The sequence below is a fragment of the Paraburkholderia sp. RL17-380-BIE-A genome, assembly GCF_046028085.1.
Lineage (GTDB): Bacteria > Pseudomonadota > Gammaproteobacteria > Burkholderiales > Burkholderiaceae > Paraburkholderia.
This window is the reverse complement of record NZ_JARESQ010000033.1, coordinates 20,418-41,309: the sequence shown is the minus strand read 5'-3', so window position 1 is coordinate 41,309 and position 20,892 is coordinate 20,418. Positions and strand designations below refer to the sequence as shown.

General features: G+C 66.3%; 19 protein-coding genes and 1 tRNA gene. 6 read left to right on the top strand and 14 right to left on the bottom strand.

Features of this window, described 5'->3' with window-relative positions:
* Positions 1-43 precede the first annotated feature (43 nt).
* From P0D68_RS34810 to P0D68_RS34800, 3 genes are all read left to right on the top strand, one after another.
* On the top strand, positions 44-454 hold the full coding sequence (locus P0D68_RS34810) for an integration host factor subunit alpha (protein WP_091792687.1): 411 nt from the start codon (positions 44-46) through the stop codon (positions 452-454).
* 46 nt (positions 455-500) lie between these two features.
* A complete protein-coding gene (locus tag P0D68_RS34805; RefSeq protein ID WP_091792688.1) occupies positions 501-920 on the top strand; it encodes a MerR family transcriptional regulator in 420 nt (139 codons plus the stop codon).
* A 63-nt stretch (positions 921-983) separates the two neighbouring features.
* Positions 984-1,060: transfer RNA gene (locus tag P0D68_RS34800), tRNA-Pro, on the top strand.
* 140 nt (positions 1,061-1,200) lie between these two features.
* Here P0D68_RS34800 and P0D68_RS34795 read toward each other — a convergent pair.
* The 3 genes from P0D68_RS34795 to P0D68_RS34785 form a co-directional block, all read right to left on the bottom strand.
* Positions 1,201-4,485 (bottom strand): autotransporter, encoded by a 3,285-nt coding sequence (locus tag P0D68_RS34795; RefSeq protein ID WP_408300448.1) that lies wholly within the window; start codon positions 4,483-4,485, stop codon positions 1,201-1,203.
* Between the two features lie 81 nt (positions 4,486-4,566).
* The gene (locus P0D68_RS34790; RefSeq protein WP_408468822.1) at positions 4,567-7,848 is read right to left on the bottom strand and encodes an ATP-binding protein; all 3,282 of its coding nucleotides are present in this window, start codon (positions 7,846-7,848) and stop codon (positions 4,567-4,569) included.
* Between the two features lie 37 nt (positions 7,849-7,885).
* Positions 7,886-8,509: a GNAT family N-acetyltransferase gene (locus P0D68_RS34785; protein ID WP_408300452.1), complete on the bottom strand. Its 624-nt coding sequence runs from the start codon at positions 8,507-8,509 to the stop codon at positions 7,886-7,888.
* Between the two features lie 244 nt (positions 8,510-8,753).
* Between P0D68_RS34785 and P0D68_RS34780 the strand changes: the two genes are divergently transcribed.
* On the top strand, positions 8,754-9,236 hold the full coding sequence (locus tag P0D68_RS34780) for a hypothetical protein (RefSeq protein ID WP_408300454.1): 483 nt from the start codon (positions 8,754-8,756) through the stop codon (positions 9,234-9,236).
* Positions 9,237-9,243: 7 nt separating this feature from the next.
* Here the strand turns inward: P0D68_RS34780 and P0D68_RS34775 are convergent, their stop codons facing one another.
* The 11 genes from P0D68_RS34775 to sctU form a co-directional block, all read right to left on the bottom strand.
* Entirely contained in the window at positions 9,244-9,699 is a 456-nt protein-coding gene (locus P0D68_RS34775) for a CesT family type III secretion system chaperone (RefSeq protein ID WP_091792693.1), read from the bottom strand.
* A 174-nt stretch (positions 9,700-9,873) separates the two neighbouring features.
* A complete protein-coding gene (locus P0D68_RS34770) occupies positions 9,874-10,041 on the bottom strand; it encodes a hypothetical protein (protein WP_177204927.1) in 168 nt (55 codons plus the stop codon).
* Between the two features lie 161 nt (positions 10,042-10,202).
* A complete protein-coding gene (locus P0D68_RS34765; RefSeq protein WP_408300456.1) occupies positions 10,203-10,451 on the bottom strand; it encodes a type III secretion protein in 249 nt (82 codons plus the stop codon).
* A 41-nt stretch (positions 10,452-10,492) separates the two neighbouring features.
* The gene (locus P0D68_RS34760; protein ID WP_408300458.1) at positions 10,493-11,755 is read right to left on the bottom strand and encodes a type III secretion protein; all 1,263 of its coding nucleotides are present in this window, start codon (positions 11,753-11,755) and stop codon (positions 10,493-10,495) included.
* A gap of 153 nt (positions 11,756-11,908) precedes the next feature.
* Positions 11,909-13,012: a hypothetical protein gene (locus P0D68_RS34755; RefSeq protein WP_408300460.1), complete on the bottom strand. Its 1,104-nt coding sequence runs from the start codon at positions 13,010-13,012 to the stop codon at positions 11,909-11,911.
* A 38-nt stretch (positions 13,013-13,050) separates the two neighbouring features.
* Positions 13,051-13,314, bottom strand: a complete 264-nt coding sequence (gene sctS / locus P0D68_RS34750; RefSeq protein ID WP_091792697.1) for a type III secretion system export apparatus subunit SctS — start codon at positions 13,312-13,314, stop codon at positions 13,051-13,053.
* A gap of 59 nt (positions 13,315-13,373) precedes the next feature.
* Positions 13,374-14,024, bottom strand: coding sequence for a type III secretion system export apparatus subunit SctR (gene sctR / locus P0D68_RS34745; protein ID WP_091792698.1), 651 nt, complete (start codon positions 14,022-14,024; stop codon positions 13,374-13,376).
* Positions 14,008-15,249: a type III secretion system cytoplasmic ring protein SctQ gene (sctQ, locus tag P0D68_RS34740; protein WP_408300463.1), complete on the bottom strand. Its 1,242-nt coding sequence runs from the start codon at positions 15,247-15,249 to the stop codon at positions 14,008-14,010. The genes sctR and sctQ overlap by 17 nt, the downstream gene beginning before the upstream one ends.
* Before the next feature lie 260 nt (positions 15,250-15,509).
* The gene (sctP, locus tag P0D68_RS34735) at positions 15,510-16,238 is read right to left on the bottom strand and encodes a type III secretion system protein SctP (RefSeq protein WP_408300465.1); all 729 of its coding nucleotides are present in this window, start codon (positions 16,236-16,238) and stop codon (positions 15,510-15,512) included.
* Between the two features lie 10 nt (positions 16,239-16,248).
* A complete protein-coding gene (sctV, locus tag P0D68_RS34730) occupies positions 16,249-18,354 on the bottom strand; it encodes a type III secretion system export apparatus subunit SctV (protein WP_408300467.1) in 2,106 nt (701 codons plus the stop codon).
* Positions 18,355-18,365: 11 nt separating this feature from the next.
* Positions 18,366-19,496, bottom strand: a complete 1,131-nt coding sequence (sctU, locus tag P0D68_RS34725) for a type III secretion system export apparatus subunit SctU (RefSeq protein WP_091792702.1) — start codon at positions 19,494-19,496, stop codon at positions 18,366-18,368.
* A 303-nt stretch (positions 19,497-19,799) separates the two neighbouring features.
* On the opposite strand from sctU, the gene P0D68_RS34720 reads away from it, so the two are divergent.
* Together P0D68_RS34720 and P0D68_RS34715 are read left to right on the top strand one after the other, a co-directional pair.
* Positions 19,800-20,402: an HrpB1 family type III secretion system apparatus protein gene (locus P0D68_RS34720; protein WP_408185806.1), complete on the top strand. Its 603-nt coding sequence runs from the start codon at positions 19,800-19,802 to the stop codon at positions 20,400-20,402.
* 51 nt (positions 20,403-20,453) lie between these two features.
* A complete protein-coding gene (locus P0D68_RS34715; RefSeq protein ID WP_408185807.1) occupies positions 20,454-20,852 on the top strand; it encodes a type III secretion protein HrpB2 in 399 nt (132 codons plus the stop codon).
* The last annotated feature ends 40 nt before the right edge of the window (positions 20,853-20,892 follow it).

Below are 20,892 nucleotides of genomic sequence, written 5' to 3'. Positions count from 1 at the left end.
TTCCGCATCCATTGTTTTCTGCTTGGCGCGTCATTTGATAGATATGAATGAAATGAACTCGAGTGATTTCGAAGCCCTTCTTACGGCGCAACGCAGCGCCATGATTCGCGATATTCCGACATCACCCGCCGTCGCTTCTGCTGAAACGCCGACACTCACCAAGGCGGAACTCGCGGAGTTGCTGTTCGACAATGTCGGGCTCAACAAGCGGGAAGCGAAAGACATGGTCGAAGCGTTTTTCGAGGTGATCCGTGATGCGTTGGAGAGCGGCGACAGCGTGAAGCTGTCGGGGTTCGGCAACTTTCAGTTGCGCGACAAACCTCAGCGTCCCGGCAGAAACCCGAAGACCGGCGAGGCGATCCCGATCGCCGCGCGCCGCGTTGTGACGTTCCATGCAAGTCAAAAGCTGAAAGCGCTGGTCGAGAACGGCGCTGAAGCGAGCTTCACGCGCTGATCGATTAGCGCGTTCCCGCGCAACCCACCACGACGGCTAACTGACGATGACAGCGACGATCGAAAAAGTCGTCTTGCCTCCGATTCCGGCGAAGCGCTACTTCACGATTGGTGAGGTCAGCGAACTATGCGGTGTAAAACCGCATGTGTTGCGCTACTGGGAACAGGAGTTCACGCAGTTGAGGCCGGTCAAGCGGCGGGGCAATCGCCGGTACTATCAGCATCATGAGGTGCTGTTGATCCGGCGGATTCGTGAGTTGTTGTACGAGCAGGGCTTTACGATCAACGGGGCGCGCAACCGGCTCGAGTCACATGGCGGTGGCGCGCACGCTGCGCCGGCCAGTGTATTCGAGGAAGGCGAGGGCGCAACGTTGCCCGCGGCAACCACGGGTGCTGCCACGGCCTCGGTGGATGTCGAGCAGTTGCGTAAAGAATTGCTGCACGTGATCGATTTGCTGAGCCACTAATCGCCTTTGTTAGCAGAAGGCGGTTCTAATCGAATGAAGTGTCTGTTATAATTTTGTGCTGTTCGGGGCGTAGCGCAGCCTGGTAGCGTACCTGCATGGGGTGCAGGTGGTCGGAGGTTCAAATCCTCTCGCCCCGACCAAAGATCAAAGCCGCAGTGCCGTCAGGCACTGCGGCTTTTTCATTGGCCGGCGCCTAAAAAAGTCAAACGACCAGTCAAACGATCCCCAGGCGACTCCGCGCCGCATGAGCTCGCGCAACGTAAAGCAAGCCATCGGCACCTCAACTATCCAGCCGATCCACCAGTGCAAACGGAATACTCTCAGCAAACAACTCACGGTCTCCCGTCGCGCTCGTTTGCGTATTCAACTGCAGCGCGAAATTCAAACCGGGACTTCGCGTGCTGGTGGTGCGCTCCTTGACCTTAAGCTCAATGGGCATCCACGAAGCTGGCTCGTTCAGAATGCCGTTCACCTTTTCATCGATCTCCGCACGTCCTGCAACCGCCTCGCCCGGCGGCAATTGCTTCGACATCGCCGCCAGCATGTCGAGTTGTTTCGCCGCGCTACGCCGCAATCGGTAGCGGTGAAAGTAAGTCTGGTTCGGTCGCCGGTTCGCCTTCACATCGCCAAGATGCCGGTCGAGCCGTTGTTCCGCCAGCGTGCGCGCCGGCGGTTGCTGCGGCTCGGGTCTGCCGTTCAATCGCGCCTCCTGTCGTTCGCCTTCCTGTTCGGCGTTCACCTGCTCGGTGAACAGATCGACCCACTGGTCACGGCTAGCATCGAGCGCACGCGTATAGGTTTCGGCGCTCGAATATTCGGTGTCCAGTAAGCACGCGCGATGCATCAGCGAACCGTCTTCGCGAACCAGTTGCACTTTGGCGAGCCGGCTGTCGTCGTTGAACGTCATGGTCGCGGACGGCGCGTCGAGCGAGACGATGCCGACGCCCACGCTCGACTCTTTCGCGCCGACGGGCTGCGTCGCGCTGACGGTCCCGCTCAGCCGTCCGATCAGACGCGAGCCGGCGCCGACGCGATGTTGCTCGACCTGCACGCGCCCGCTTCGCTCGTTCGAATCGAGCGTCTGTCGTGCGGTTTTCTCGTAACCGATACCGACGTTGGCGCCGGCGCGAAACGGCGAACCGGTCTTCGGCACGCTGACGGAGAGGCCAAGATCGGCGGACGCGCCACGTTTGACGGTGCGCGCCACCGTGTCGGTCCAACTGATCGACACATCGGGATCATCGAAATAGCGTTCGGCGAGCCGGGCCCAGGTGCCGCGCGAGCCACCCGAGTTGGCGCCGTGCGCCTGGGTCGCTTCGTCGAAGACATGATCGATGATGCCTTCGAGTTTTTCGCGCATTGCATTGTCATCGTAGCCGGTGCCGTTCGGATTGACGCGACGTGCGACACGCAGCGACACGCCGCTCGGCTCAGACAATTCCTGCGAGTGCAGCACGGCCTGGGTGGTCAGTCCGGCGCGCAACTGGGTCAAGCCGACGTCCATGTCGTAGCCCACCAGCACGCCGACCCCGGCATGCCGCAGCTGCGTTTTCGCCGTGCCGACGAACATCTCGACGCCGTGCGTGCCACGGCTCAACTCGACCACCGCTTCACGGCTCTTCGACGCGCGCAGATCGACACGTGGTGCGATCGGCACGCCGCCGGTGTGCAGCACCTTGCTGAGATTCGCCGACAACCCGCGCGTGCTCACACCGATACGGCGGCCGTCGGTGAGACGCAGACGCGAGCTCGATTGCAGATCGTGCGCCACGTCCTTCAGCGTTTGCCGGACCGCGGCGACGCTGTCCGCATCGGCGGCCGGCGCAGGCGGCCGCGCCTGGTCCTTCAGCTTCGATACGTGGGCCCAGAACGGCGAATCGGCAGGCACCTTCGCGACCTTGCCCCACGCGGCGAGCCGCTCCAGAGTGAACGGTTGTTTCGCGATCGACCGGAACGGCTTGCTGCGCGCCAGCGTATGCGGATCGGCGTTGGCCCAGCGCGTCGTCTCGCTTTGCAGGCGCGCGAGCGTGGCGGGCGAGCCGACGTCGCGGGCTTGCAATTCGGCGCACAGCTGTTGCGCGCGTTCGGTGACCTCGTGCAACTGATCGGCGTCGAGCTTTCCATTCGGAAAGCCGCCCGCTTCGAGCCAGACATGCAGCGCCGCGAGTTCGGCAATCGACTGTTCCGGGCGCGCGTGCGAAAGCGCGGCCGCGGCGCGCATCTCGGGCCGCTCGCACAGCGGCGGCAAAGACTCACGCAAGGCCTCTTCGAACTTGCCCTGCTCGGTGCCGATGGTCTTGCGCGGCACGCCTTGCGTGCCGAAGCGCAGTGCCGACAATGGCGAGTTGCGTTTGCCGGCGAGCCGCGGCAAGAACGTCTTCCAACGGTTGTCGCCGACGCGGTCGATCGTCTTCGCTGAGAATTTGTTCAGACGTTCGCGCGCCTGTGACAGCTCGCTGCCGCGTCCGTCTTCCCGAAAATTCTGACGCCATGCGAAGAACGCGCCTTTCTGGTCCGCGCTCAGCGCGCCGCGGCCGTGCGTGGCCAGTGTGGACGCTGCGTCGTAAGCCTGCCACGCGAGCGGGGTGTCATGCGTCAGCGTGCCGGCCACGGGCGCCGCGCGCGCGGCGACCGCGGCGGGTGCGGGGTCCTGCGCCGGGCCTGCGCCGTATAGAGGCGGATCGAGCGCGTCGGCGGCTTGCAGCATCATCCGCTGGGCGAGTTGTGTCGATCCATCGCCGGGCTGCGCCTGTCCGTGATGGCGCAACTGGTTCAGCGCGTCGAAACCGGCGTCGGTGCGCGCCAGCGTGCGCGCGACTCGCCATGCGCCGGCTTCGGCCGGCGTGGTCGAGCGGGCCGTGTGCATCTGCGCGAAGTCGAGCTGTTCGAGTGCATCGAGCACCGCGTTGGCGCTGTGCGCATCACCGATCTGCGCGCCGTGTAACGCTTGCGCGAGCAATGCGCCGCGTTGCGTCTGTGTGGCGGCATGCGGGCCGCTCAACGCGGCCAGCCGATGCGCAAGCTCGCCCTGCGCGAGCAGGTCGTGGTCAGGGCCCGGCAATTGACGGCCCACGTAGTCGCTCAGCGCGGCCGCGCCGGCCATCGCGTCGAGCGGGATCGTGGCTGCGGCGTTTGCGTTGGCATGCTCCGCAGCGAGGCTCGCCGCCGGGGAGGACGAAGAGCGCGCGGTCTTGCCAAGCGCCTGGCGCATTTCCCGTTCGCTCCTGGCCAGCGGAGTCCCGGCCGCGTTCGACGTCACCACCGGTTTGGCCGAATAGCGCGCGCCATTCGCGGTGAAATCGGCCGGCGCAAATGGCTTGCCGTGCTGGCTCGATTGCGAGAGCGCCGTGCTGATATCGAACTTGCTCGCGCGCAGCCGCGCGCCGGCACGCGAGAGCTTGTTGCTGAACCTGCCCAGCAGCGTTTCGTCGACTAGCGGCCGCCCCTGAGGCGCACCCATGTCTGGCAAGGCGGATGCGCCGCCATGCTGATGAACGGGCGCTTCAGTCGCTTCGGCATCGGGCGAGGGGATCGAGTGCGGCGGTACTGCGTGGATGTCGGACATGGCGCGTGAGGTTCAACGAGCGGCAATTGAACTCACGGTACGAAGCGCATGTGACACCCCCAGGCAGGGTGCGAAGCGAAGTCATCTTGCGCGAAGCAGCCCCTCGGACGCGGATGCATCGAGCGCTTCGAGATCGACGGTGATGCGCAGTTCGAGCCGTCGTGCGCCGTGGTGCCGGGCGCGCCGCAGCGCGTCTTCGAGCAGCGGCCTGACCACCCGTGGATTTTCGCCGCCGCGCAGACGCACCATCGCAATCAGACGCAGCAGTTCCGGCACGTACCAGAGCTCGCCGGTGCGCTCGCTGCGGCTGACCGCTTCACCGAGCGTCGCGCCGAGGGATGCCGCCAATTCAGGTTCGTCTTGCAGCGCGATGCGCGGCAGCAGTGTGGCGATAAAGGCGATGTCGGGCACATAGATGCGTTCGCGCGCAATCCGCTTCATCGCGCCGGTAATCAGCCGCCGCGAGGCGTCCTGATCGCCGCGCCGGGCGTCGAGCCAAAGTTGAAAGTCGAGGCCGAGACGCAGCCAGCGTTTGACGCCGGCTGCTCGCGCTCGCGTCACCAGCGCCGCCGCGCAGGACTCGGTGAGCGCAATGTCGTCGTCGAGTGCGGCAAGCGCGCAGGCGAGCGCGAGCGCGATGCAGCCCGCGAGCGGTTCGCTCTCGTCGGCGGGATCGCGGATCGTGACGCGCAGGGGCGCTGCCATATGCGGTTGACCGACCAGCCACAGCGCGACGGCGTGAATCGCCCGCGCCACGAGATGCAGCGACAGCCCATAACTGGTGGCCACCGCATTGGCCTCGCGGCTGACGTCTTCGTCGATCTCGGCGGCGGCTTCGTCGTTGAGCCCGACAATCGGCGCGAGCAGACGGATCGCGGTATCGAACTCACCCGCATATGCCTTGACGATGCCTTCGATGCGCTGCGCGTTGATGCTCACCGCCTGGCTGTGTGTCACCGGCGCAATTTCGCTGAATTCGCCGGAGAGGCGCCGGCAATGTTCGACTTCGCCGGCGTCGAGCGCGCACATCACGAGGCAGAACAGCGCACGCAGGCGGTACGGCGTGTCGGCGCAGATATTGGCGAGCTCGTAGGTGCGCTGCCAACTCTCGACGATCTCGTTCGACGCGCTGCGCTTGAGCATCAGCGCGCGCGCGAGCACGGCGCGCAGGCGCATCTCATCGCGGATACGGCGCATCGACACACTGTCCACGCGCGCCAGCACCGCGCGCACCCAGCCGATATATTCGTCGACGAGCGCGAGCGCGCCCCACATCGGCGCCGTGTTGTCGAGCAACTCGATGCACAGTTCCACCTTGTCGACCGAGACGGCCCATTCGAGCGCCGCGCGCAGCGCGTCGATATCGTGGCGGCTATGCGCGCTGGCCACCGCGACACCCGCGCCGAAGCGGCGCGCCATGTCACGGGCGACGAACTGCGCGTGGTGCAGATCGGCCTCGGCGCTTTCGCGGTTCCGCTCGAGAGCGTCGAGCGCGAAGCGGCGCACGGCGGGCGGCAGGCGCAGCCGCAAGGCACCGTCGCAGTCGACCGTATTCACGAGACCCGCATCCATCAGTGTGTGAAGCTGACGTTCCAGCAGGCGCGGCTCGGGAGGCCCGAAGCCGTAGTCGCTGCCGAACGCGCCGAGCATTTCGCAGGCGGCGTCGTGCGAGAACGCGGTGGCGAAAATACCGAGCCGGCGCAGCATGGTGCGGGTCGGGGCGTCGAGCGCGGCATACGACAGGTCGAGCATGACGTGAACGATCGCTGCGCGCGGCAGCACGATGCGGCGGCCGCCGCTGCGATGCGTCATCACCGTATCGAGTTCGCGCGCGAACGCCATGATCGCGTCTTCCGGCGGCACGCCTGCGCGCACCTGTCCGGCGATCGTCGCCGCAGCGAGTTCGAGCGCGAACGGCACGCCATCGACCCGCCGGCAAATCAGCGCGGCCGCCGCCAAGGTGGCCGGCGCGATGCTGTCCGCTTCGGGCAGCGGTGCATGCAAAGCGGCCGGCTTCAGACAGTGCGCGAGCCGCGTGAAGAGCAAACGCAGCGCGTCGTAGTCGAGCGTGGCGGGCGTGCCGTCGATCTGCTCGGGCGGCGCGCGCAACGCGGCCACCGGCACGGCCGTTTCGCCGCCGATGAAAAGCGGCGACTCGCAGGTGGCGATCACATGCAAGCCGCCTGTGTTTGCCACCAGAGTATCGATGAGCTCGGCCGCCGCTTCGCTCAGATGGTCGCAGTGATCGACGATCAGGAGCATGCGGCGTTCACCGATCTGTGCGGCCAGGTTGGCCGGCATCGACAACTCGCTATCCGGCTCCAGGCCGACGGCCGCACCGATCGCGTTCGCAATGCGGTCGGGCTGTGCGAGCGAGGCAAGCGCCGCACAAAAATCACCGTCCGGAAAATGTGGCGCGAGGCGGCTCGCCGCTTCGATCGCGAGGCGCGTTTTGCCGACGCCGGACGCCCCGGTCAGCGTGACGATGCGGCGCGTGGGCACCAGTGCGAGCAATTCGGACAACTCGGCATGACGGCCGATAAACGGCGACGGGTCGATGATCTGCGAGCGCAGCGACGTGACGGCGCTGGTCGGCAGCAACGCCGGAAATGCGGAAGCCGGCGGTGCGGCCGCGGCGGCCAGGCTCGATGCGGCGGTGACCGGCGTGAGCCGCGCGGAGGTAGCGGCTTTGGCATAGCCGGGACGCGCGGAGGCAGAACTGGCGCCACGCCACGTCGCGCTATAGGACGCCACGTGCTGCGAACCGAACGTGAGTTCCGCCGAGATCGGCGGGCTGGCCGCGGCGGTCGCCGCGAACGCGGTGGCGAGCGACGCGGCAATGCTGCCGGCATTCGCCACCGGAAGGTCGAGTCCGGCGTCGGGCGTTTCGAGTACGCGGATTTCACCCGCAAAGCGGTAACCGCGGCCGGCCACGGTCACGATCAGATCGCGGTCGTCGTCGAGCGCGCGGCGGATCGCGGAGATTTGCGCCTGCACCGTGTTCGCGTCGACATTGCTGCCCGGCCAGACGATTTCGCGCAACTCGGCGGTCGACACCACGCGGCCGCGCGCCTCGAGCAGGGCAGCGAGCATCGCGAACGGGCGCGCGCCGAGTTCGATGACGGCGCCGTCCGAAATCAGCAGGCCCACTTCGCGCGCGAGCCAGAATCGCGAAAAGGCGATCACCTGACCGGTGAGTCGCGGTAGCGACATGATGGGTCTCCGGCGTAGTTGTGTTTCGGTCCACCGGCGAGGGGTACTCGCGAGGCACGCATAACGAAAGACCGCGGTGCGGTATTCGTCAGACCTTTGTATTATCGCTCGGGAAGTGAACAATTGCTTGTGTAGCGGACACTTCTTCATTCCGGCTCGGGCTGCACGTCGGCGCGGATCGACTCCGTCAGGCGTCCGCGAGATCCCACTGCATCGTGTTGCGCAGCCACGCGACGCCTTCGCTGGGTGGCTCCGGCGGCACCGCTGCGGGGCGCGTCAAGGCGTAAAGATAGCTGTGAGCGGCGGCGAGGCCGCGGTTCGGCCGCGGCTCGTGATTGGTCAATATCGCTTCCTGAACGAAACCGAGGCGCTCCATCGAGCTATGCGCGGCGCCATCCACGGCGCAGCACGCGAAGACGCGGTACACGCCGGGTTGTTCGATCAGCCAGTCGATCAGTTCCTGCAACGCGAGTATGCCTGCCCGGCGGCGTCGGGCGCCGCCATGCCGGCTGATGATCACACCGATCTCCACGCGCGGCAGCGTCGGCTTCAATTCGATCAGCGCGGTCAGCCGACCGGTTTCCTTGCATTCGAGCGCGTAGCGGATCAGGCTGCCGTCCTCCCAGCCGCGTAGCGCCTCGTCGACAAATTCGACGGTCTGCGCCACGCCGGTATGGCGCAGCACCGGCAGGTCGCGCATCGTGCCGGCGTCGCCGAGCATCTGGTCGAACATGGCGGGGGCATCGGCGAGGGTGAGCGGGCGTAGCCGCAGATAAGGCGTTTCCATGCTGTCGAGCGGGATGAAGCGCATGAGTCGGACTCCGAATGAGCGACGAACCCGCGCAGTGTGCGGCCGGCGTGTGACTTGCGCACGACGGGCCGCGAACCGGCGTAAGGGGGGGCGAAGCTGTCTCCGGCTTCGCTTCGGTACACACCGGTTCGCACTGTGGCCGCGAGTGTCGTACGCCGGCTGTAAGGTCGAACAGAATGCCTGTTCGACGTCCCGTCCCGCGCTTCGTCACTGCAGCGCGCATTGCTATCAGGAGCCTCGCACCATGCCGGATTCCCCGTCGATTTCACGCTCGAGCAGCACGCTGCCGCTCTCCAATGTTGGCACCCAGTCGTCGCCTGACAGCGGCGGCCGCCCACCTGTCGATGGGCAGGCGCATGCCAGTCAGCAGGCGGATGCGAGTCTCAGCCAGTTGGCCGCGAACGGCAGCGGCGCGGCAAGCGGCAAGCGCAAGGGCGCTTCTTTCGCGGCGAACAGCTCTTCAGCGGCGACCCGGCCTGCGGTGCCTCAGCAAGGTGTCGGCGCGATGCCGGGCGTCGGGCCGGGCAGCCCCGGCCGCTTTGGCGCGTTGGCGCAGGGCGGGCTGGCGCAGGGCGCGGCGAATGTGGCGACCAACACCACCGGTCTGGCCTCGGCAGGGTTGAACGTGCTGGGCGGCGTGATGCAACTGGAGCAGGCGGCGGTCAACCAGATCGCGGAGCTGTTGAAGCAGGGCGCGCGCAATATCGAAGAGGCGTCGAAGGGCTAAAGCGGGCTTAGGCCCGCAGCCAGAAAAACTCCCCGGAAGCGATGCCTTCAAACATCTCGTCGCTCGATTCGACGATGTTCTGCCGCCAGTAGCGGCCATGCTCCGCGTAGTGGGCGAGCAGATCGGCGAGCCCTTCGCCGTTCAGACCGTCGGCGAACGGCAAGCGCAGGACCAGCACCACGCCGCCTGTGTCCGTATCCAGTCCCAATTGCGCCTGGTCCTGCGCGTAGATCAGCAGGTTGGCTTCGAGCATGAGCCGGAAGATGACGAGCGTACGCCCGGCCGTCACCGTGCCGAAATGAAAATTCGCATACATCGCGTCGAGGTCGCGCTCGAAATAGTCGAGCCGCACGTCGAAGCCTTCGACCTCGATCGACCGTGTGCGCAGCACATGCTCCGCGTCGCCGAGACCGACGGTCGCGCACAGGTCCATGATCAGACTGGTGTAACGCTCGCTGCTCATCCTCGTACCTTGACTGGGCGATGCGCGCGGGGTCCGGCGCGCCGCGGACGTGAGCCGCGTGCCGCCTGCGGCGAATGCCGGGGACGTTGCAAATAGCACGGCCGTACCCCGCGCGAAGCGGGACCGGCCGTGTGCGGACCGCCGCCGACGGCGAGCGGCCCGCATCCGCGATGCCTAGCTGCCGCGCGAAGCATCCTTGACGTTGTTCGCGCCGCTCTTCGCGACGTTCGCCACCGATGCATACATGCTTTGCTCGACTTGCATCTGGGCGGACATCATCGTCATCTGGTCCATTTCCTGCGTGAGACCAGCCATCATTCCGCCTGCGCTTCCTACTGACATAAAAACCTCCAGTGACTATGGGTAGAGAGTGAGTGGCCTATATCGAGACCTGCCGCCGCGCCGGCTGCTCGTGAGAGCAGGCCGCCGCGGCAAGCGCGTTGCCCGCGGGGCCCGGTGCGTGGATGCGCACGAGGCTCGCGGTGTGCGGTCGCGTCGCCTGATCAGGCGTGCGCGCCGGCCTGTTTTTCCTGCAGCCGCACGATCACGCGCGACGCAGCGAGAAAGCCGCGATACAGCTTCGCCAGATTGTTGCGATCGAGGTCCGTTGCGCCCTGGGTTTCGCTGATGCGCTGCGCGGTTGCGTCGAGCGCCTGACGGATCGCTTCCACCTTCGGCGCGCCGTCCGGATCGGCGAGCGTCTTCTGCAAGTCGTTGAATTCGCTGGCGTGGGCTTCGAGTTGCTCGTACATGTCGATCTCCAGGTTGAACGGGGCGGTATGCGGATGTTGAATCAGCTGGACGGACCGCGCGGCTGCGCAGGTGGCAGCGTGGCGGGGTCGGGTAGCGGCACGACGCCGGCCGCGCTGCGGGCGACGGTGTCGTTGTCGACGACCGAGGGGTTGGCCGGGCTGATTCGATGCGGTGGGGTCGCCGCGGCCGCCGCATGCGCGGCTTGCGGGTTGCCGTTCGGGTCTGTATTGCCGTTGCCATTGCTATTGGCAAGCGCCGGGCCGCTTGCGCCCCCCGTAGCCGAAGCCGCGTTCGCCGCATCGCTTTCCGATGCCGGCGGATCGACCGCGTAGATATGCTTGACGCCGTCCGGCGTCTGCGCGTACCGGACGTCGTCGGAGGAAATCATTTCGGAGTACGACGCTGGGGTCGTATTGCCCGCGGCGACGTTAGCGTTCTCGGCGGCCTCGACCACCACGTTCTTCACGTTTGCGTCGAGATCCGCACGCACGCGCGCCAGCGCGGCGTCGAGATCGGCGCGGCTGCTGACGGCGCCGGTCACCGCGAAGTTGCCGTCGCCGAGATAGCGAACGTGAGCGCCGGCAACGCCGAGCGAATCCTCGATGCTGCGCGCGTCGTTCTGCGCGACGTCGTAATTGCGCGAGATGCCCGTCGTCGAAATGCGCGCGAGCAGGTTGCGTACGGCGTCGTCGTCCGCGGGGCTCGTGACCATGCCGGTCACCACCACGGTGCTGCCGACCGCGTGCGCCTGCAAACCGCTCACATGGGCCGCGGCCAATGCCTCGCTGACGCGCTGCGCGCGGTCGTCGGCATTGCGCGGCAGGGCGGCGCGGCTCATCTGCGTGGTGGTCAGCAGCGAACCGGCGATGATCACGATGCCGAGCACGAAGCACGCCACCACGGCGCCCACGTAACGGCGGCGTTTTTTGCGCTCCGCCGCGAAGCGCGCTTCGGCGGGGCGGGTCAGCAGCATCGACAGCAGATCGAGATCGGACGGCCACACGGCATCGTCCGCCCCGACGCACAGGATCATGTCGTCGAATTGCATCGGTACGAAGTCCACCAGCAGCACCACTTCTTCGGCGCCGGCCGGCTGCGCGTCCGCCGTGCCCGGCGCCTGCGCCAAGGCCACGCGTTGCGCGCTGACCACGCCGCTCGCGTCGACGTGCAGCAGCGCATCCGCGCCCCGCCAGTCGGTGAGGCGGATGTCGGCGTCGTCGTCGGCGCCGACACGGTGCGTGCCCGGCGTGAGCTGCAAATGCGCTCCCGCGTGAACGCCCGTCAGTATCCGCAGCAGTTTCATCGTGCTCGCACAAGGTGGGTGGGTGGACCGCCGGGGCGCGCGCGGCGCACGGCGCGAGCGGCCCGATCGACCTTAATGTAGCTGCCCGTCATGGCATGTCCCGCAGCGGATGCGAAGGCGCCGCATGGGATGCGAAGCCGCGCGGCAAACCGCCTAACGGCTGCCGCCGGGAAAGGCGCGGCGCGCGCCGGGTGGTGACGATGGCGAGGTCGAGGTCGAGGTCGAGGTCGAGGTCGAGGTCGAATACGGCTGCGCCGCGCCGGGCGCTGCCGCATGGCCGCTTGTTGCCGCGGCCGGCTGCGCCGTGCCGGAATCGAGCGCACCCGCGGAGGTTCCAGGCGTTTGCGCCGCCCCCGGCCCCGCCGACCGGCCGAGCGCGCCACCCCGCAGCGCGCACAACGTGTCGATCGAGCGGGCGAGTTGCGGCGCATTGGACGGTTTGTCGGCGTGCAGCCATAACAACGGAAACAGCAGGTTGAAACGCTGCACCCGTTCCGGCGCCGGCAGTTGGGTAACACTCTGGCGAGCACCCCCGGATACCGGGCCGCCGGCGCGCTCACGCAACGCGGCCACACCGCACCCGGCCCCCGGTTGTGACGCCGCAATGCTGCCGATTTTCTGCTGCACGCCAAGCAGGTCGATCGCCTGTTCCAGCACGCATGCGTCTAGCGGTATCTGTGGATTGCCGGCCAACTGCTCGCGCAGGTTCAACATATCGGTGCGCCATGCGTCGCGCACCGCCGCGGCGCGCGCGATTTCCTGGCCCGGCTGCGCGTACTGCGCAGCGATCGCGTCGAGCCGGCCGGGCGGCGGAGGCGGCACTGCGCCGCGGTCGCCGCGCGCCTTGATCGCGGGCGCCGCGCCGGCATCATGCTCGTCGCCGTGATCGCCTTGTGAATGATTTCCGCCGCCGCCACGCCCGCCGCCGTCGCGGTTGACCTTCTGGCCCTCGGCATGATGCGCTTCGGCGTCGTCCGGGCCGTCGTCGTCGAGCGCGGCGCTGTTGCCGCGCTGCTTCTTCGCGGCGCGCCGCTTGCGCGCCAGCTGATCCGCCATTCTCTTTGCGCGGACCGAGCTCACCGACGGACCACGCTGGGCGTCGCTGCCATAAGTGAAATTGGTGGTGCCGCGATAGAGCGCCGCGAACTGCGCACCGTTGCGCGCACCTTGCGCGTTGGCGGCTTTCTGCTGCGCCTGGGCGACGTGCTGCGCCTGGGCCGCGGCCGTCTCGCTGCCTTGATGAGAGATGCGGCTCATGTCGATCGCCTCGCGGGTGGCTCAGGCAGTGCGCCGCTTTACAGCGGCACGGCCGCCTGCATCATTTCGTTGGCGAAGTGCAGGATCGCCGCGCACGACAGCGGCGCGGCGACCACGATCGCCACCGTCACCGCGATCAGCTTGACCGCGTGCGACAGCGTCTGGTCCTGCATCGACGTGATCGCCTGCAGGAACGACACGCCTAGCCCGACCACCGCCGCGACGATCACCGCCGGCAGCGAAACGGTCAGGCACAGCAGCATGCCCTCGGTGGTGAACCGGATCAGCGAATCGATTTCCATATGAGTTTTCCTGCGTGTTTTCCGGCTGATTGTCCTGATGCGTGACTTCGGGAACCGCGCTACCTGTAGGACATCACGAGACCGTGGATCAGCGTCGACCAGCCGTCCATCACGACGAACAACAGCAGCTTGAACGGAATCGCGACGTTGGTCGGCGTGACCTGATTGAGGCCCATCGCGAGCAGCACGTTGGCGATGATCAGATCGATGACGATAAACGCGATGTACAGCAGAAAGCCGATCTTGAACGCGTCGGTCATTTCCGTCAGCGTGAAGGCGGGCGCGAGCACGATCAGATCGTCTTCCTTGATCTGCGCGGCTTCGTCCTTCGGCCACACCACGGAAGCGGAGCGCAGGAAAAAGCGTTTTTCGCGCTCGTTCGTGTGCTTGACGAGGAACGCGCGGAACGGCTCGCGTGCCGCGCCGAACGCCTGGATCAGCGCCTGCGAAGGTTGCGCCGCGAGCTGCTGGCCTTCGAGCGATTTTTCGGCGAGCATGCCTATCGGTGCCATCACGTAGATGGAGACCAGGATCGCAATGCCGTTGAGCACCATGTTCGGCGGCACTTGCTGCACGCCGAGCGCATTGCGCAGCAGCCCCAGCACCACGACGATCTTCGCGTAAGACGTGACGACCATGGCAACGAAGGGCAGCAGGCTGATCGCGACGACGACCAGCAGCAGCCCGGTGATATCACTGAATTGGACCATGCCTGTGCGCCATGCGAATGATGCGGATACCGAGATGCTCGCCGACCGTTACCAGCTCGCCATAGCCGATGGTCTGTCCGTGCGCGACGAGCCGCAACTGGGCGTCCGCCACGGGCACCGGCAGCTCGAGCACATAGCCGGGGCCGAGTGTCGACAATTGGGCGAGCGGTAGCGCCACCGTGTCGATCTCGAACTGCACCGGCAGCTCGAGTTCGCCGATCCGAATGGGATCGGCGGGGTCGTCGATGGCGAGCCCGGCGTCGGCGCTCGCCGGGTCCAGCTCTTCTGACATGTTCGGCTCCTTGACGATGACGAGCGACGGCCCGTCGATTTCCACAGCGGCACACAAACGGGTGAGCCCAGGGGTTCCCCACGCGGCGACGGCACGTGGCCGCGCATGGGAAGCAGATAAGTCGTTCGAGGCATCGAGCAGCGTTGCATCGAGCGAAGGGAAGGTGGCGCGCAGCAGCACGTCGCCCGGTTCCAGCGCGTTCAGCGTGTCGACGGGCAAGCGCTTGAGCCCGAGAATCAGGCAGCCGGGGACGGCGAGGTCGAAGGCGGTTCGGGTTGCCTGAGCGAAGGATGCGGAGGTTTCGACCGATGTGGATGACGCGCCCGGAACATCCGCGGCGGGCGCCTCGGCTGATGGCGCCAAAGCAGTGGGTTCGGTACGCAATAGGCGGTCGAGCAGGTCGTAGCACGCGGGATCGGCGCTGAGCGCGATCCGATGGCGGCGTTCATCGAGTGCGAACGAAAGCGCCACGACAGGCGAAACGTCTGAAGCCTCGCCCGTTGGCCTGCGCGTCGAAATCGCGTCGCTCAGGTGGCCACGGCGAACCGCTATGACGCGTGGATCCCTGAAGCCCGCGCGGATCAATCGCTCGAACAGCGGTTCCAGCACGACGCCGGCAACCGCGTGGCGCAACGCGACGTCGGTGGGCGGCTTCTCTGCAAGTGCGTCGCTGTCCGGCCACGCGGCGATGGCGAGCGCCGGACAGGCGTGCAGGTCGAGGGCCACGCGCACGGCGACGGCGGATATGGCGTTCTGAGGCGCGAACGTCAGTTCGATGACGCCGGGGTCCGCATAAGCCGCATCGACGCTGTGTGTATCGACCAAGGCCGCTTGCCATTCAGTGACGCCGAGCGCCGCATGTAGATATCCGGCGACGCGCGCATCGCAGAGCGTGCGTGTCACGCGAGCGGCGGCGGGCGTGACCGCAGGCAAACGCAGCGGCGCGATTGGCGCGACAGATGCGATTGGTGCGATCGGTGCGATCGAAGCGACCGGCGCTACAAAAGCGACCGATGCAACCGATGCAACCGATGCAACCGATGCAACCGATGCAACCGGCGCTCCGGTAACCCCCACGTCACCCGCAATACGTGCCATGTCCGCTCGCCGCGCACGCGCGGCATGCGGATCGGTCGCGGTTTCGTCTTCGGTTGTCGGCTCGTCGAGCGGATAGGCCATGCGTAGGGAATCTGTCACCAGACCGTGAGTTCGATTTCGCGGGCTTCACCCCACGCGCGCAGCAACGTGTCGAGTTCTCGTTCGAGCAGTGCGCTGTGTTCCAAGAGTAGTTGCCTCGTCGCCGTATCCGGCGTGTCGAACCGAAGCTGCAGACTGAAACGCGAAAGCGTCAGATACAGCGTGGTCTGCGGCAGCAGTGTCCGATCGAGCGGCAGCTGCACTTCCCAGTTGCCGGCTTCGGCAATCGAAGGATCGCCGCAGAACGCGCCGATCTCCCGCGCAAGCGAGCCGAGCAGTTGCACGAAGCGCTGCTGCTGCCGGTAGACGGCGGTCACGACCGGCGCCGCGGCATCGGTGACGCGCGCGCCGATCGCCAGACGCTCGGGCGAGGGCATGCCAGCCGCGCCTGAAGAATCCGCGTGAGCGCCGCAGGCGACGTTCGCGGAAGCGTCCGCGCCCGCATCGCCGCCGCTGTGCGCGAACGGGCGCGGTGCGGGCGGCGCAGTCGCCTGCGCGCCGACTTCCAGGGCGTCGTCGTCACCGCCTTGCGAGCCTGCATGCGCATCGGTATTCGCATTGCCGGTGAGCCGCTGCAATGCACGCCGCCGTCCGAGCAGCGACGCATAGTCGAAACCCCGTCCACCCAGCCGACGCGATCCCATGGATGCGTCGGTTTCATCGGGCGTCTCACTGTCCGCCTCGCCGGGAATCACGCGCACGTGGCGCGAAACGATATGCGTCATTGCGACGGCCTCAGATCGACACGCGGCCGAGCGGCCGCAATTCGACGTGCTCGCCGAGTTCCTGATACGAATACACCGCGAGCCAGCCGAGCCGCGCCTCGATCATGCGCCGCACGTAACGGCGAATATCCATCGACGTCACCAGCGCCACCCCTTCGCGCGGCGCGGCGCCCACGAAGGACTGGATCTTGTCGATCAGCAAGGTGGCTTCGTCGGGCGGCAAGGCGAGGAAATTGCCGGTCGGCGTCTGCTTGATCGACTGACGGATATGCTGCTCCACCGGCATGTCGAACAGCACCGCCGACAAGGTTCGCGCGCCGCTCGCGGCACGATGCGCGAGAAAGCGCGAGAGATCGCCGCGCACGTATTCTGTGAGCATCAGCATGTCCTTCTCTTTCGGTCCCCACGCGATCAGACTCTCCATGATCGTGCGGACATTGCGGATCGAGATCTGCTCTTCGAGCAGGCGGCGCAGCACGTCGGCGATCCGTTGCGGCGGCAGCACCTTCTGCACTTCGGCAACGAGGCCCGGATAGTCGCCCGCCAGCTGATCGAGAATCCACTGCACTTCCTGAATGCCGAGAAAGAGCGGCGCGTGGCGCCGCATCAGCGCCACCGACGCATGCGCGAGAGCCTGTTCCGCACGCCATACCGGTGTTTTGGGCGGCACCGCGCGCTCTTCGAGCCAGCGCGTCGGCGTGCCGCTCGTGTCGAGCGGCGGTCCCGGTTCGCTTTGAGCGATGAGCGCGTCCATGGCCCGGCTTTCTTCGCTCGTGAGCGTGACTGGTGCGGCCGAATGCGCGAGCAGGCTGGCTTCGGGCAACATCACTTTGCCGGCGGGGAGTTCGAGCGTGAGTTGCGGCACATCGTGCACGAGGATCTGGCAGGTGGAGGGCGGCAGCGCGGCATAGGTCCACATGGTAATGCCTGGAAACGGCAGGCCGAGTTCTTCCTGCAAGCGCGCGCGTTCGGTTTCGAACGACTTGTCGAGTGCCGGCATGGTCAGCCGGGCGACCAGGTCCGGCGCGATGCGAACGCCGAGCGGGCAGGTGAACTGCGGTGCGCGCGCGAGAATCGCGGGCACGTCGATCTTCGAACCCGAGCGTTGCATGGCGTGCAGCGATTCGCGTTCGTGGTTCTGCTGCTGCGGCTTCTTTGCGTTCAGACGCCATGCGGTAAAGGCGAGTGTGCCCGCGAGCAGCAGGAAGAGCGCGGCGGGAAAGCCGGGCACCGCGGCAAAGCCCAGCAGCAGTACGGCGGCGAAATACAGCGCGCGCGAACTGGAACCGAGCTGGCGGCCGATCTCGTCGCCGAGCGAGCCGGGCTTGAGCTGCCGTTCATCCGCGACGCGCGTGATCATCACGCCGGCCGCCACCGACAACAACAGCGACGGAATCTGCGACACCATTGCATCCCCGACCGAGAGAATCGAAAAGCGATTCGCCGCTTCGCCCGCGCTCATGTTGTGATAGGCCACACCTACCGCGATCCCCGCGACGATATTGATCATCGTGATGATCAATCCGGCGATCGCATCGCCTTTGACGAACTTCATCGCCCCGTCCATGCCGCCGTGCAACTGGCTTTCGACGGCGAGCGTCGCGCGTTTGCGGCGCGCTTCTTCCGCGGTCAGCAGATTGGCGCGCAGGTCGGCGTCGATACTCATCTGCTTGCCCGGCAGCGCGTCGAGCGTGAAGCGCGCGCCGACTTCGGCGACCCGCTCCGAACCCTTCGCGATCACGATGAATTGCACCGTGGTGATGATGACGAACACCACCAGCCCGACCACCAGATTGCCGCCCACCACCAGTTCGCCGAAGCTCTCGATGATATGGCCGGCCTCCGCATGCAACAGAATCGACTTGGTCGACGCGATGTTCAGCGACAGCCGGTACAGCGTGGTGAACAGCAGCAGCGAAGGAAATGCCGAGAGCGACACCACGTCCGGCACATACATGGTCACCATCAGCAAGGTCACGCTGATCGTGATATTCACGCCGAGCAGAATGTCGATCAGCGTCGGCGGCAGGGGCAGGATCATCAGCGAAATGATCGCGACGATCAGCGCCACGATGCCGATTTCACCGCCGGCAGGAAGTTTCAGCGTCTTCAGCATGGTGGGTCTCGTCAGTGGAGGGCGGGCGGCGGACCGGGCAGGTGCGTTGCGGAGGGATCGGCAGGCGCTGCGGCGTCAACGGCCGGCTCGCCCGACGCGCGGCGCGCGCCGATCGCATCGACCCAGCGCAGAATCGCCGCGACCGTCTCGAACAATTCTTCGGGAATCGGCTGATCGACGCCGACCTTGTACAGCGCCCGCGCAACAGGCGGATTGCCGATGATCGGCACGCCCGCGTCGCGAGCCGCACGGCGCAACTCGGCGGCGTGCTCGTCCATGCCTTTGGCGATCACGCGCGGCAGCGGATGTTCGTCGGGCGCGTAGCGCACGGCCACCGAATAGTGAGTGGGATTGACCACCATCATGTTGGCCATGCCGACTTTCGATTGCGGCGGCGCATTCAGCATTTCGCGCGCGAGGCGCCGCCGTTCGCCCTTGATGCGCGGATCGCCTTCCTGATTCTTGTGCTCGCGTTTGACCTCGTCTTTCGACATCTTCATCTTCTTGAGGAACATGAAGCTTTGCAGCTTGACGTCGGCGGCGCCGACCAGCACGAATACGGCCGCGGCCACCATGAAGAGTTTGATCAGCAGGTCCCAGAACATGCGCGCGAGTTCCGGCAGGGGCTGATACAGCGAGCCGACGATCAGTGGAAAAAGCCACTTGATGGTTTGCCACATCACGCAGAACACGATCACCGCCTTGACGATCATCTTCGCGCACTCGATCAGCGTGCGAACCGAGAAAATCCGCTTGAGGCCCGCCATCGGGCTGACGGCCTTCGGATCGGGCGTGATCGGTTTGGTGGCGATCTGCATGCCGACCTGGCCGATCGAACCGGCGATCGCGGCGAGCGCCGCAATGCAGATGCACGGCACGATCGCCGACAGCGCGAGGCCGCCGATCCTGTAGAACTGCGTCTGCAGATTGGTCAGAGAATGATCGCCGTTCACGAAGCCCGTGGCGATCAGCACCGCTTCGCGCATCGCATCGCTGAAGTGGCTCGCGCCGGCCATCAGCAACAACACGACCGCCGACATCGAGATCGAATCGGTCAAGTCGCTGCTGCGGGACACCTGACCGTCCTTGCGCGCGTCCCGCAGCTTTTTCTGGGTTGGCTCTTCGGTCTTTTCGTCGCTCATGTCGGCTCGGGCGCAATGGGAAGAAGGGCGTGGGCGGGCGGGGCAGGCGGCGGGTTCACGCATCGAGCGCGAGGCAGGCGCCGCTTATTCCGCCTGACGATAGCGCCCGCTGTCTTCGCGCGAGCCCGTCGAAGCGAAGCGGGCGCGCGCATTACGAAGCGGGCGTTCGGCTTCGCATCGCATGCGCTCACTTCGCATCCAGCGGCTTGCCGCCGCGTGCCGGTTGCTATGTTTGCGTCATCCCTTCCGACCGGCTGCAAACGGCCCGGTCGGCCTCAACGCTTCTGTCAGGAGCCCCTCGCCATGACCGTCAGCACGCCGGAATATCTGAACTGCAGCCCCGATGTCGTCGGCGGCCTGATCGAAACCGTGTCGACCGCGTTGCTCAGCAATTTCCCGAAGGTGTCGGCCGACCCGTACGACATCGAACTCGTGCTCGACGCGCTGCGTGTGCTGCGTCCGCGGGTTGCCGAGATCGACACGCTCGACGGCATTTTGCATATGGTGCGCGGCCACTGGGACGACGCTATCCACGTGCTGCGCCAGGTCGGCGAGAACGCGCCGCGCTTCGGCTACGCCAAGGCGCTGCTCGCGTTCTGTCTCTCCGCGAAGGGCGACCCCGACTGGAAGCAATGCGCGAGCGAAGCCATGGAAAACAATCCGACACGCGACACGCAATCGCTGGTTCGCGCGCTCGAAGCGCGCGAAGACCTGCTTAACGCAATGAAGGTGAAGCGCGCCGGCGGCCAGTTCGTCACGCCGAAATCCGTGGAGGCGCTGGCGGAGTTCGACGCGCAAACGACCGGGCATGTCGAGTCCGAAGTCCAGCCGGGCGCTCAGTCCGCGCCGGTCTCGCCCGCGCCGGTCACTGCCGATTACGCGCACCAGTCCTTCCTGCGCGCCTGATTTTCGCCGCCAAGCCGCGACTGGTTTTTCCACCTGTTTCCGGAGCCGCACATGACTGTCAATGCCACCACGACCGCCTTGCAGGCCTCGCTCGAGCAGATGTCGCAAGGCGCGGGCGCCGCGCCGGCCGCGCAGAGCACGCCCGAACTGGCCGACAAGTTCCAGTCGCTGATGCAGAAGGCGCCGATGAGCGCGCCCGCCACGCCGCAGCAGGACGGCACCGCGGTCGCCTCGAAGCTGGTGGCGTCGCAGGACGCCGAGTTGCAGCACACCGTCAACGATGCGCTGCAACTCGCCCAGCAGGCGCCGACCATGACCATGAACGAGATGAGCGCCGGCACGATCCGCATGACGCTCGAACTCGCCAGCACGCAACTCGACCTGGAAGCGAAGATGGGCGTGGTGGATTCGTCGAAGTCGGCGATCGAAACGCTGATGAAGAACCAGTAGCGCACCTGCGCACGCCACCCCGCCGGTGGCGCAGCGCCTG

What these genes read in the sequence shown, in the direction of transcription:
- P0D68_RS34810 (WP_091792687.1), top strand. Translation starts at nt 44, where the DNA reads ATGAATGAAATGAACTCGAGTGATTTCGAAGCCCTTCTTACGGCGCAA.
- sctP (WP_408300465.1), bottom strand. Translation starts at nt 16,238, where the DNA reads ATGACGCATATCGTTTCGCGCCACGTGCGCGTGATTCCCGGCGAGGCG.
- sctS (WP_091792697.1), bottom strand. Translation starts at nt 13,314, where the DNA reads ATGGAAATCGATTCGCTGATCCGGTTCACCACCGAGGGCATGCTGCTG.
- P0D68_RS34780 (WP_408300454.1), top strand. Translation starts at nt 8,754, where the DNA reads ATGCCGGATTCCCCGTCGATTTCACGCTCGAGCAGCACGCTGCCGCTC.
- P0D68_RS34760 (WP_408300458.1), bottom strand. Translation starts at nt 11,755, where the DNA reads ATGAAACTGCTGCGGATACTGACGGGCGTTCACGCGGGAGCGCATTTG.
- P0D68_RS34770 (WP_177204927.1), bottom strand. Translation starts at nt 10,041, where the DNA reads ATGTCAGTAGGAAGCGCAGGCGGAATGATGGCTGGTCTCACGCAGGAA.
- P0D68_RS34720 (WP_408185806.1), top strand. Translation starts at nt 19,800, where the DNA reads ATGACCGTCAGCACGCCGGAATATCTGAACTGCAGCCCCGATGTCGTC.
- P0D68_RS34765 (WP_408300456.1), bottom strand. Translation starts at nt 10,451, where the DNA reads ATGTACGAGCAACTCGAAGCCCACGCCAGCGAATTCAACGACTTGCAG.
- P0D68_RS34790 (WP_408468822.1), bottom strand. Translation starts at nt 7,848, where the DNA reads ATGAAGAAGTGTCCGCTACACAAGCAATTGTTCACTTCCCGAGCGATA.
- sctR (WP_091792698.1), bottom strand. Translation starts at nt 14,024, where the DNA reads ATGGTCCAATTCAGTGATATCACCGGGCTGCTGCTGGTCGTCGTCGCG.
- P0D68_RS34795 (WP_408300448.1), bottom strand. Translation starts at nt 4,485, where the DNA reads ATGTCCGACATCCACGCAGTACCGCCGCACTCGATCCCCTCGCCCGAT.
- P0D68_RS34785 (WP_408300452.1), bottom strand. Translation starts at nt 8,509, where the DNA reads ATGCGCTTCATCCCGCTCGACAGCATGGAAACGCCTTATCTGCGGCTA.
- sctV (WP_408300467.1), bottom strand. Translation starts at nt 18,354, where the DNA reads ATGCTGAAGACGCTGAAACTTCCTGCCGGCGGTGAAATCGGCATCGTG.
- P0D68_RS34755 (WP_408300460.1), bottom strand. Translation starts at nt 13,012, where the DNA reads ATGAGCCGCATCTCTCATCAAGGCAGCGAGACGGCCGCGGCCCAGGCG.
- P0D68_RS34775 (WP_091792693.1), bottom strand. Translation starts at nt 9,699, where the DNA reads ATGAGCAGCGAGCGTTACACCAGTCTGATCATGGACCTGTGCGCGACC.
- P0D68_RS34715 (WP_408185807.1), top strand. Translation starts at nt 20,454, where the DNA reads ATGACTGTCAATGCCACCACGACCGCCTTGCAGGCCTCGCTCGAGCAG.
- P0D68_RS34805 (WP_091792688.1), top strand. Translation starts at nt 501, where the DNA reads ATGACAGCGACGATCGAAAAAGTCGTCTTGCCTCCGATTCCGGCGAAG.
- sctU (WP_091792702.1), bottom strand. Translation starts at nt 19,496, where the DNA reads ATGAGCGACGAAAAGACCGAAGAGCCAACCCAGAAAAAGCTGCGGGAC.